The sequence below is a fragment of the Marinibaculum pumilum genome (genome assembly GCF_042646425.1).
Classification (GTDB): domain Bacteria; phylum Pseudomonadota; class Alphaproteobacteria; order Ferrovibrionales; family Ferrovibrionaceae; genus Marinibaculum; species Marinibaculum pumilum.
The window spans coordinates 31,823-41,873 of the sequence record NZ_JBHRTR010000016.1 but is presented as its reverse complement, the minus strand read 5'-3'; the positions used below and the strand labels follow the sequence as shown (position 1 = coordinate 41,873).

Here is a 10,051-nt window from a genome sequence, read left to right as displayed (position 1 = left end):
TGCCTCCTATGCAGCTGTTGGGTGTGGGAAACCGATACGGTAACGCCTCGCCCGTCGCGCCTGCATAGGATCTTGACCCGAGTGGCCTGACGGGACAGGGAGGCCGCGCAGCTTCGCCGCCTTGCCACGATCCTCGGCTCGGGGGCCGAGGATGACGGCAAAAAGGGAGGACCGCAGGGCTGATTTGGCTCCCTGACGAGATGTGTGAATGCCGTAGGGTCGAGCCCGAGGACGACGGTGTGGATGGTGTTGGTTCGGTTTGCCCGGACGGGCCCTCGTCCTGCCCCGTCAGCCGCCCGCCTTGCGGTTCAGCGGCGCGAAATGCTCCGGGAAGAATTCCTTCACGTAGGCACTGTCGCTGGCATAGGCATGGCAGGTGTTGATCGGCACGGATGTCGCGCCGGTCTCCGCCAGTTCCTGCCACATGCCCTGCATGGCAGCCGTCGCCATCTGTCCCAGCATCTCCGTCAGGTGGGTGCAGCCCTGGATCGCGCCGACCCGCTCGCGCACCTTGCGATTCCAGCCCGGGCCGATGCGCAGGCCCGCCAGCTTGGAATAGTCCGGTGTGATGGCCGGGCAGAGGTCGTGCGCCCCGCGGTGCATATGCGCCCAGGCGCTGGTGACCGTCAGGTCGGCGTCGATGGTCAGGCACAGCACCATGTCGTGCAGCGGCTCGCCGGCAGCGCGCGAGGAATCCTTCATGTGATAGGCGACCGGCTTGATGTCGACCATCCGCCCCTCGACATCCCACAGGCCGTCGTTGCGCCGGAACACCCGGATGTCCAGGCTGCGCGTATGGACCAGCGCCTCGCGCTCCGCCGGCGCGGCGGCGGCGGGCCGGGGCTGCATTTCGGGCGGCGGCGTGCTGCCGGGATTGCTCGACCAGGTGGGCATGCGTCGATCGTCTCCATCGGATGGGGCTGCCAAATGGGGCTGTCGTGGGCGCTAGCACGGGCCAGCAGCCATCGGCAAGCGCCGCCGCCCCGTGCCGGGCGGCGCGGGCAATTCCGCCATAATTCTGTAGACTTTTGCCGATCAGTCACCTGGCGGGGGGAGGAAGCCATGGCAGGCGATGCGGCGGCACCGGCGACAGAGGCCGCCGGACAGGGGGCGCTGGATCGCAAGGCGGTCGACCGCCAGGTCGTCGATCATCTGGCCAGGGAGGCCGGCCAGCTGTCGATCGAGATCGTCGACGTGGCGGGCAATATCGACGATGTCGCCGGACGGGTGGCGGGGCAGGCGGGGGAATTCCGCAAGCTTGCCGGCGCGGCGGAGCCATGCGGTCGGCATCGCCGGCGATGCGGCGCGCATCGCGGACTCCTCGAAGGGCTTCGGCAGCTCGATCGACGGGCTCAGCGGCGAGGTCGACCGCTCCAGCACCACCCTGGGCCAGGCCCGCGACCGGGTGAACCGGCTGATCGATTCCGCGGAGCGCCTGACCGCGCTTTGCGCCCGCTCCGGCGGCGACAGCGTCGACCGGCCCTATATCGAGAAGGTGCAGCAGGTGGCACGGGCCGCGTCGGAGGCGCTGTCCGCGGCCGTCGACCGCGGCGAGATCTCGATGGCGGAGCTGTTCGACCGTGCCTACCGGCCCATCGCGGGCAGCGACCCGCAGCAGTTCAGCGCCGGCTGCCTGAAGGTCACCGACCGGCTGCTGCCGCCGATCCAGGAACCGGTGCTGCAGTTCGCGCCCGGCATCGTGTTCTGCGCCGCGGTGGACGAGAACGGCTATCTGCCCACCCACAATGCGAAGTTCAGCCGGAAGCAGGGCGCCGACCCGGTCTGGAACGCCGCGAACGCCCGCAACCGGCGGAAGTTCGACGACCGGGTCGGGCTGAAGGCCGGCCGCAGCCGCGAACCCTTCCTGCTGCAGACCTATCGCCGCGACATGGGCGGCGGCAATTTCGTGCTGATGAAGGACGTTTCCGCGCCGATCACGGTGCGCGGCCGCCACTGGGGCGGCATGCGGCTGGCCTACCGGACCTGAGAGCGGCACACGTCGTTGCAGGGCGGTGTCAGGTCCTGGTCATTCAGCAGGTCCTGGTCATTCGGACAGGGGGCGAAATCAGACGCAGGTCAGGGAAGTAGCTCCGGAAGCGGCCCCGGTCGTGGGTCAGGAGGACGTATCCGCGGATCGCAGCATGCGCGCCGATGAAAAAGTCCGGCAATGGCGATGTGCGGATACCGCCCTTCTGCCGGTAGGCGCGAAAGACCTTGCCGGCGAGGAATGCCGCCTCCCAGGGGATATCCTCGCGGTGAAACATCGTTGCCGGAAGGAGGCGCTCCAAGGCTTCGATCCGGGTGAACGCGACGGAGACTTCCGCATAGATTACGGGATTGATGACAGGACGCATGCTGCGGCCGGCTTCGGCAAGGGCGGAGGCTGACCAGTCCCGCCATGCCGGATCGCCGGTGGCAATGTCGATCAGGATATTGGAATCCACCAGAAGGCCCGCCATGACCTGCGGCTCATGGCCAGTCGCGGGTGAGGGCCATGATCTCCTCCGTGCTCATCCCGGCATCCGCACTGCCCTTCAGCCGCTCGATCGCTTCGGCCAGCGGCTTGTTGTCCGGCTGCTCCCGCTTCAAGCCGACACGGACGTGGCCTTCATCGTCGATCGTGAACTCGACCTCGCATCCGGGCCGCAGTCCGGCGTGCTCGCGGATGTGCTGCGGGATCGTGACCTGTCCCTTGCTCGTGACACGCATGATTCAGCCTCCTTGGTATTACAATATAAGTAATACCGCAGGTCCCGATTTCCAGCCGCGCGGCCGACCAGCGACGTCGTTCCGGTTCAGTCCTCGTCGGCGCCGTCCTCTGCCAGCGCCGCCAGGGTCTCCGGCGAGGGCGGGCAGGTGATCGCCGCCAGCAGGGTGTCGACGATGTTCTCCAGGGTATGGGCATGGCCCCAGAAGCGGTCGGCGCGGCCGCGGCGGCTTTCCATGAACTCCTCGCGCGCCGCCAGGATCGCATTGCCGTAGATGCCGGTCAGCGACAGGCGCTGCTCCAGCAGGGCCGGCGGCACTTCAGGGGTCAGCCGGCGCAGATGCGCCAGGCAGCGGCGGTAGCCGGCGTTCCAGCGCTCGCCCAGCGCCTCGCGCAGCAGCTGCCGGCGGCTGAACTGCAGGTTGGCGATGAAGCGAAGATAGCTGCGCTCCTCCGGCGCATCGCCCAGGCTGGCGACCGGCATCACCAGGGCCAGGATGACGGCGCGGCGGTCCATCGTGCCGGGCGCCGCTTCCAGCGCGTCGAGCATCGCCTGCCGGCGGCCGTCGATCAGCTGCGCCCCGTCGACGACGAGCTGCCGGGCCAGCTCCTCCTTGCTGCCGAAATGGTAGTGCAGGGAGGCATTGTTGCGCTGGCCGGCGGCGGCGGTGATCTGCTGCACGGTGACCCCGTCGAAGCCGCGCTCCGCAAACAGCCGCTGCGCCGCGATCTTCAGCTGCCGCTTGGTCTCCGCCCCGTTGGCGCGGCCGCTACCGCGGCTCCTGCGCGCGCTGCCGCCCGGCATTGCCGTCTGCGTCGCTGCCGCCTTCTCCATCGCCGTCTTGACCCCCGGGGCGCATCTGAATAGCGTTATTAAGCGAAATCACTTAATCAAATCGCTTAACAAGCGATAGCACGGGAGGGTGCGCCATGCACATCATCATCGCCGGCGGCGGGATCGGCGGCCTGGCGGCGGCGCTGGCGCTGCGCCACCACGGCATCGAGGTCACGGTGGTGGAGCAGGCGCGCGCCTTCTCCGAGATCGGCGCCGGCATCCAGATCGCCGCCAACGGCGCCCTGGTGCTGCGCCGCCTGGGGCTGGAGGCGGCGGTCGACCGCGCCGGCGTGCGGCCGCAATCCTATGATTTCCGCGACCTGGCGACGGGGCGCATGCTCTATGTCGCGCCGCTGGGCCCGGCGGTGGAGGACCGCTATGGCGCGCCGCTCTACAACGTGCACCGCGCCGACCTGATCGACATCCTGGCCGGCGCCCTGCCGGCGGAATCGGTGCGGCTGGGCGCCCGGGCCACGGCCTTCGACCAGGACGATGCGGGGGTGCAGGTCACCCTGGCCGACGGCACGGTGCTGCGCGGCGATGCGGTGATCGGCGCCGATGGGATCCATTCCGCGGTGCGCCACCACCTGCGCGGCGAGGAGGAGACCCATTTCGCCAACATCCTGATGTGGCGTGCGCTGATCCCGGCGGACCGGCTGGACGGGCTGAACCTGGAGGAACGCGGCAATTACTGGGTCGGCCCGGGCCGCACCCTGGTCACCTACTGGGTGCGGCCGAAGAACCTGTACAGCATCCTGGCCTCCGTCCCCGCGACCGAGGTGCAGCGGGAAAGCTGGACCGCCAGCGGCGACGTGGCGGAGATGCTCGCCTCCTTCGAGGGGATCGACCCGCGCGCCCGGAAGATGCTGGAGCAGATCGACAGCACCTTCATCACCGGCATGTTCTATCGCGACCCGGTCGACGGCTGGACCGACCGCCGGATCAGCCTGCTGGGCGATGCCGCCCATCCGATGGTGCCGTTCCTGGCGCAGGGCGCCTGCCAGTCGATCGAGGATGCCTGGACCCTGGCGACCGTCCTGTCGCAGGCCGATGCCGCCGGGGTGCCGGCGGCGCTGGCGGAGTACGAGCAGCGGCGGCGGCCGCGCACCACCCGCATGCAGGCGGGCGCGCGGGCGATGGTGAAGCTGGTGCATGAGAGCGACCCCGACCGCATCGCCGCCCGCAACGGCCGCTGGCGCGGCACCGCGCGGATCGACCCGCTGGCGGAGACGACCTGGGGCTGGGTCTGGGACCATGACGTGATCGCCGCGGCGGCGGAGCCGGTCGGCAATGTGATGGGGCATACCGCCCTGCGCGAGGGCAAGACCCTGCAGCGGCCGGAGGCGCAGCGCGCCTTCGATATCTGGAAGCACGCCTTCACCCCGGAAGACGTCGCGCGCGGCCATGACGGCCTGCGCGACGGCTATGAGCGGATGCTGGCGCGCCATTTCCCGCCGCTGCCCGACATGGAAGCCGCACCGTTCGAGCTGGAGCGTGTCCCGGCCCTGCGGGTCGCGGCCCCAGGCACTGCTCTGGGCATGCCGGTCGATGCCCCGACGGTGCTACACTTCCACGGCGGCGGCTATGTCATCGGTTCCGCTGCCGGTTCGGTGAACTATGCCGGCCGGCTGGCGCAGGCGGTGGGCGGCGCCTGCATCTCCGTCGACTACCGGCTGGCGCCGGAGCATCCCTATCCGGCGGCGATCGACGACGCGATCGACGCCTACCGCTCGCTGCTGCGCCACGGTGTGCCGGCGGGGCAGGTGATCCTCAGCGGCGAATCCTCCGGCGGCGGGCTGGCGCTCGCCCTGGCGCAGGCGCTGGTCCGCGCCGGCGATCCGCTGCCGGCCGGTGTGCTGGCGGTCGGCGCGCTCGCAGACCTGACCCTCAGCGGGCCGTCGGTGCGCGCCTTCTCCGGCGACGACCCGGCGGCGGGGCGGGAGATGCTGACCTTCCTCGGCGCCTCCTACTTCCAGGGGCACGAGCCGACCGACCCGATGGTCTCGCCGCTGTTCGGCGATTTCTCCGGCCTGCCGCCGCTGTTCCTGGCGGCCAGCGAGGGCGAGGTGCTGCTCAGCGATACCGAGCGCCTGGCGGAACGGGCGGAGGCCGCCGGGGTCGACGTCACCCTGCGGATCGTCCCGGACTCGGTCCATGTCTTCACCCTGTTCCCGTTCCTGCCGGAAACGACGGAGGTGATGGGCGCCTTCGCCGAGTGGGCGAAGCTGCGGCTGAGCGAGGGCGAGGCGATGTCGCGGGTCGCCTGACCGTTGGCTTACGCGGGGTCCGCCGTCACGGCGGGGCGGGCCCTGCGCAGCACGACCAGGGCCACGGCGGCGAGGTAGAGGCCGGCGACCAGGATCGCCGCGAGCATGCCCCAGTAGACGCCCATCGGCACCAGCAGGAAGCTGGCGGCGAAGGCACAGACCACCAGGCTGCCGATGCCGAGCGGGAAGCCCTTGATGATGCCGTGCGCCGCCCGCTCCGAATAGCTGAGATGGGCGATCAGCAGCACCGGGTAGAGGGTGACCGGAAAGCCCGACAGGAAGCCGGCCCAGGTTTCGCCGATATGGCCGGCCAGGGTGGTGATCACCAGGACCAGGGCGGTTGCCACCCCGGCGCGCAGCAGCAATGCCCCCGGTCCGACCCTGAGCCTGGGCAGGGTCGCCGCTTCCGGCGGGTCGATGCCGCGGAACAGCAGGATCGCCAGGCCGGCGAGCGCCAGGGTGTTGAGCGACAGTTCGAGATCATCGGCGAAGCGCTGAACCGCCTGGCGAAGACCGACCCCGAGTTGGCCGCTCAGGTGCGGCATCTGCGTGAGATCGTCCGTTTCCGGAACGTACTGATCCACGGATACGCAGCTGTCGATCACACACGCGTCTGGCGCATAAGGGAGACGGAACTGCCGGCGCTCCGCGAGGCTGTCGCGGCCCTCCTGTCCACCCTGGACGCGCCCGACTGAGCCCGCCCGCCCGGCCGCCACTCAGATTGCCGCGCCGTCCGCCAGGGACAGGCAGGACAGGTCGGGACCCAGGGCGGCGCGGGCGACGTCGACCAGGTGGCGGTGGTGGGTGAAGACCAGCACCTGGGTGCGCCGGGCCAGGGCAGCCAGTACCCGGAAGCCGGCCTCCGCGCGGTCGTCGTCGAAATGCACGAACAGGTCGTCGGCGACGAAGGGCAGGGCCGGGGCGCGGTCGAGATAATCCTCCACCGCCGCGACCCGCAGGGCGAGGTAGAGCTGGTCGGCGGTGCCGTCGGACATGCCGTCGATGCCGACCCGGGCACCGTCGGGGCGGCGGCCGGTCAGTTGCAAGGTGTCGTCGGCGCCGAATTCCAGCGCGAGCTCGCTGAACGAGCCGCCGGTCAGCATCGCGAAATGGCGGCTGGCCTGCGCCAGCAGCGGCGCCTGCTTCTCCTGCCGGTAGCGGTCGATCGCCCAGTCCAGCAGCAATGCGGCGGACCGCGCGCGGACATAGCGCTCCGCCACCTCCTGCATCTCCGCCAGCGCCGCCTGGCGGTCGGCGGCCGCCCGGGCCGCCGCATCCGTGCCGCCCACCGCGTCGAACGCCGCGCGGGCGTCGCGCCGCGTGTCGCGCAGTTCCAGCAGGCGGTCGTTCAGCTCCGCCAGCTCCGCTTCCAGCGCCCCCTCGCGCGCCATGACCTCGTCGATATCGGCGCCCGCGCATTCCGCCGCCAGCGCCGCCGGGTCCAGGCCGTCGCCGGCCGCTGCCAGGCGCTGCAGCAGGCTGTCGCGCTCGCCGCGGGTGGCCCGCAGCCGTTCCGCCTGCGCGATCGCGGCCTTCAGGGCCTCTTCGTCGGCAGCTCCGGCCATGCGCTGCAGCTCCGCCACCGCCTCCTGGGCGGCCCGGCCCTCGGCCTCCAACGCGGCCAGGCCCTCCGCCGCCGCCGTGATCTCCCGCGCCTTGCCGGCCCGCTCCGCTGCCGTCCGTTCCGCCGCTTCCAGGCGGCGCTCCAGTTCCAGGACCAGCGGATCGCCGTCCTGTTCCGCCAGGTCCGGTGCCACGGCGGCGGCCAGGGCCGCCGCCTCCGCCTCGAAGGCGGCGATGTCGCGCTCGATCTTCTCGATCCGGTCCAGCCGCAGCGCTTCGGCCGGTCCGGCGATCGCCTGCATTTCCGCCAGGGCGTTGACCTTGGCCGCCGCTTCCTCCGGCCCTTCCTCCCCCGACAGGCCGGCGGATGCGGCGCGGTCCCGCCAGGCGTCGCGCCATTGCGCCCAGTCCCGTTCGGCATCGGCCAGCGCGTCCTGCCGGCGCGCCGCCTCCGCCTCCGCCATGCGCAGGGCATCTGCTGCCCGGGTCCGCGCCTCGGCCAATCGCTCGTGGCGCTGCAGGCAGGCGGCGGCGGCCTGCTGCACCACTGCCAGCGGGCGATCGTGCAGGGGCGCCGCCCGGGCCGCTTCGTCGTCTCCGAGGCCGGCCATGGCCGCAAGCAACGCGCTGCGACCCTCGGCCTCGGCCGCCCGCAGGGCCGTCAGTTCCCGCTCCGCGGCCGCGCGGTCCGCCTCCCGGCGCAGCAGGTCGGCCCTTGCATCCAGCCAGTCCAGCATCGCATCGGCGGTGCCGGGCGCCTCCGGCAGGCCGGCCCAAAGCGCGCGCCAGTCCGCCGCCATGCGGTCGGTCTCTGTCGCCAGCATCTCCGCGCGGCGCTGCAGCCCGGCCAGCAGGTCCTCCTGCTCCCCCAGCTGCCGCTCCCTGGCGGCCAGCTGCCCCGCCGCCTCTGCGGTCTCGAAGCGGCGGTCGGCCAGGGCATCCGCGGCCTGTACCGCCGCCTCATGGCCGTCGAGCGCGCCGTCCGCCGGCGGTTCCGCCGCGGCGAGCCGGCGGCGCAGATCCTGCCAGCCGCGGTCGCGCGCGTCCCGTGCCGCCTGCATTTCCTCCGGCCCGACGGCATCGCCGCTGCTGCGGATGCGGTCCGCCGCGGCGCGGTGGCGGTCGCGCTCCGCCTCCGCCGCCTGGCGCTGCTCGGCGCAGGTGCGGCGGCGCTGCGCCAGGTCCCGGCCGGCATCCCGCCAGTCCTGCACGGTGGCGCGCGGCGGCACCGCCAGTGCCGCCAGCGCGGCGATGTCCGGCAGCGCCGGCCGCAGCCCGTCCAGCCCCTGGCGCAGCGCCGTCTCCGCTTCTGCCAGGCGGCGCGCCGCCGCCTCGATCCGTGGCGCCGGGTCGCCGGCCTCCTGCCGGGCGCGCAGCTCCGCCGCCAGGCGGGCGGTATCGGCCGCGTCCGGTGCCGCCGCCAGGGCGCGGGCGGCCTCCTCCCGTTTCGCCTGCGCCTCCTTCAGCGCGGTGCGGGCCGCGTCCAGGGCGGCAGCGACGGCGCCGCGGCGGGTCAGCTGGGCGGTCAGCGCCTCCAGCTTCGGCCGCGCCGGGATGCGGGCCAGCAGATCGGCCGGCGACAGCGACGGCCAGTCCAGTCCTTCCGCCAGGCGCTGCAGCTTCGCCTCCGCCGCGGCCAGTTCCTGACGCCGCTTCGGCAGGCTGGCCCGTTCGGGGCGCACCTCGCTGCGCCGTTCGTCCAACTGCCGGATATCGTCGCGCCGCGCCAGCAGCGCCGGATCGGGCTGCAGCGCGTCATGGGCGGCCTGCAGCTCCGCCAGCTGTGCCCGTGCCGGCTCCAGCCGCGCATCGGCCCTTTCCGCCGCGCGCAGTGCCGTATCCAGCCGCTGCCCGGCATCGGCGGGCAGGTCCGGCACCCCGTCCAGGCCCGCGATCGTACCGTCCAGCTCCGCCATGCGGTGGACATCGCCATGCACCCGGCGGATGCGGGCGAGCCGGCTGCGCTCCGCCGCCCGTTCCTGGATCCGCGCCTCGGCTTCGGCATAGGCGGTATCGGCCGCATCCCGGTCGCGGCGCAGCTCCTGCCAGCGGGCGGCGGTCACCGTCTGTTCGCGCAGTGCCTGTTCCGCCGACTTCAGCCTGTCCTCCGCCTGCGCATAGGCGCGCCGCGCCGCCTTGCGTGGGCCCCACAGGGCATCCGCATCCTGCTGCAGCGCCGCCAGCCGCTCCCGCAGGCCGCCCAGGCCGGCGCCGGCGGCGAACAGCATGCGGCCGACCTCGCCCTGCGCCTCCAGGATTTCCCGGCCGCCGCTGCGCAGGCGGCCATGATCCAGGCTGAACATGCGCTCGAAGAAGGCGCGGTCGGCGCCGCCCAGGAACGGCGCCAGCGCCGCCTCGCCGCCGGGCAGGGGCGACTCCTCCACCGTCAGCAGCGTGTCGCGGTTGCCCTTGCGCCGACGCAGTTCCAGCCGCTCGCCCTCTGCCTCCAGCACAGCGCCCAGGCGCATCGCCGGATAGTCGTGCAGGAAGTTCAGCGGCGACCGCGCCGGGATGCCGAACAGCAGGTCCTCCAGCGCCGACAGTGCGGTCGACTTGCCGGCCTCGTTCGGGCCGAACAGGATCTGCAGGTCGATGCCGCCGGCCGCGGGTGGCGGCAGGTCCAGCGCCCGGTCGGTGAAGCGGCCGTAGCGGATCAGGTCCAGCCGGCGCAGGCGCATC

The 10,051-nt window shown here is 72.3% G+C and carries 9 protein-coding genes; 3 read left to right on the top strand and 6 right to left on the bottom strand.

The annotated features are described in order from the left end of the window. Window positions 1–288: 288 nt before the first annotated feature. Window positions 289–894 (bottom strand): DUF2889 domain-containing protein, encoded by a 606-nt coding sequence (locus ACFOGJ_RS06260; protein ID WP_379898957.1) that lies wholly within the window; start codon window positions 892–894, stop codon window positions 289–291. Window positions 895–1,258: 364 nt separating this feature from the next. On the opposite strand from ACFOGJ_RS06260, the gene ACFOGJ_RS06255 reads away from it, so the two are divergent. Further along, entirely contained in the window at window positions 1,259–1,987 is a 729-nt protein-coding gene (locus ACFOGJ_RS06255; protein WP_379898956.1) for a hypothetical protein, read from the top strand. A gap of 43 nt (window positions 1,988–2,030) precedes the next feature. Here ACFOGJ_RS06255 and ACFOGJ_RS06250 read toward each other — a convergent pair whose 3' ends face one another. The 3 genes from ACFOGJ_RS06250 to ACFOGJ_RS06240 all read right to left on the bottom strand — a co-directional run bounded on the left by ACFOGJ_RS06250 (window position 2,031) and on the right by ACFOGJ_RS06240 (window position 3,542). Continuing rightward, complete coding sequence (locus ACFOGJ_RS06250) at window positions 2,031–2,459, bottom strand: type II toxin-antitoxin system VapC family toxin (RefSeq protein WP_379898955.1); 429 nt, start codon at window positions 2,457–2,459, stop codon at window positions 2,031–2,033. Window positions 2,460–2,469: 10 nt separating this feature from the next. Continuing rightward, the gene (locus ACFOGJ_RS06245; protein ID WP_379898954.1) at window positions 2,470–2,709 is read right to left on the bottom strand and encodes an AbrB/MazE/SpoVT family DNA-binding domain-containing protein; all 240 of its coding nucleotides are present in this window, start codon (window positions 2,707–2,709) and stop codon (window positions 2,470–2,472) included. 86 nt (window positions 2,710–2,795) lie between these two features. After that, window positions 2,796–3,542 carry a TetR/AcrR family transcriptional regulator gene (locus tag ACFOGJ_RS06240; RefSeq protein WP_379898953.1) on the bottom strand — a complete coding sequence of 249 codons (747 nt, stop codon included), beginning with the start codon at window positions 3,540–3,542 and terminating at the stop codon, window positions 2,796–2,798. Window positions 3,543–3,637: 95 nt separating this feature from the next. Between ACFOGJ_RS06240 and ACFOGJ_RS06235 the strand changes: the two genes are divergently transcribed. Then, a complete protein-coding gene (locus ACFOGJ_RS06235; RefSeq protein WP_379898952.1) occupies window positions 3,638–5,809 on the top strand; it encodes an alpha/beta hydrolase fold domain-containing protein in 2,172 nt (723 codons plus the stop codon). An 8-nt stretch (window positions 5,810–5,817) separates the two neighbouring features. Here ACFOGJ_RS06235 and ACFOGJ_RS06230 read toward each other — a convergent pair whose 3' ends face one another. Continuing rightward, window positions 5,818–6,354 (bottom strand): hypothetical protein, encoded by a 537-nt coding sequence (locus tag ACFOGJ_RS06230; RefSeq protein ID WP_379898961.1) that lies wholly within the window; start codon window positions 6,352–6,354, stop codon window positions 5,818–5,820. On the opposite strand from ACFOGJ_RS06230, the gene ACFOGJ_RS06225 reads away from it, so the two are divergent. Then, window positions 6,289–6,504, top strand: coding sequence for a HepT-like ribonuclease domain-containing protein (locus ACFOGJ_RS06225; protein ID WP_379898960.1), 216 nt, complete (start codon window positions 6,289–6,291; stop codon window positions 6,502–6,504). The genes ACFOGJ_RS06230 and ACFOGJ_RS06225 overlap by 66 nt on opposite strands. Window positions 6,505–6,525: 21 nt before the next feature. On the opposite strand, the gene ACFOGJ_RS06220 is transcribed toward ACFOGJ_RS06225, so the two are convergent. Further along, window positions 6,526–10,050, bottom strand: a complete 3,525-nt coding sequence (locus ACFOGJ_RS06220; RefSeq protein WP_379898951.1) for an ATP-binding protein — start codon at window positions 10,048–10,050, stop codon at window positions 6,526–6,528. Window position 10,051: the final 1 nt, after the last annotated feature.

What these genes read in the sequence shown, in the direction of transcription:
- ACFOGJ_RS06260 (WP_379898957.1), bottom strand. Translation starts at nt 894, where the DNA reads ATGCCCACCTGGTCGAGCAATCCCGGCAGCACGCCGCCGCCCGAAATG.
- ACFOGJ_RS06250 (WP_379898955.1), bottom strand. Translation starts at nt 2,459, where the DNA reads ATGGCGGGCCTTCTGGTGGATTCCAATATCCTGATCGACATTGCCACC.
- ACFOGJ_RS06245 (WP_379898954.1), bottom strand. Translation starts at nt 2,709, where the DNA reads ATGCGTGTCACGAGCAAGGGACAGGTCACGATCCCGCAGCACATCCGC.
- ACFOGJ_RS06240 (WP_379898953.1), bottom strand. Translation starts at nt 3,542, where the DNA reads ATGGAGAAGGCGGCAGCGACGCAGACGGCAATGCCGGGCGGCAGCGCG.
- ACFOGJ_RS06235 (WP_379898952.1), top strand. Translation starts at nt 3,638, where the DNA reads ATGCACATCATCATCGCCGGCGGCGGGATCGGCGGCCTGGCGGCGGCG.
- ACFOGJ_RS06230 (WP_379898961.1), bottom strand. Translation starts at nt 6,354, where the DNA reads ATGCCGCACCTGAGCGGCCAACTCGGGGTCGGTCTTCGCCAGGCGGTT.
- ACFOGJ_RS06220 (WP_379898951.1), bottom strand. Translation starts at nt 10,050, where the DNA reads ATGCGCCTGCGCCGGCTGGACCTGATCCGCTACGGCCGCTTCACCGAC.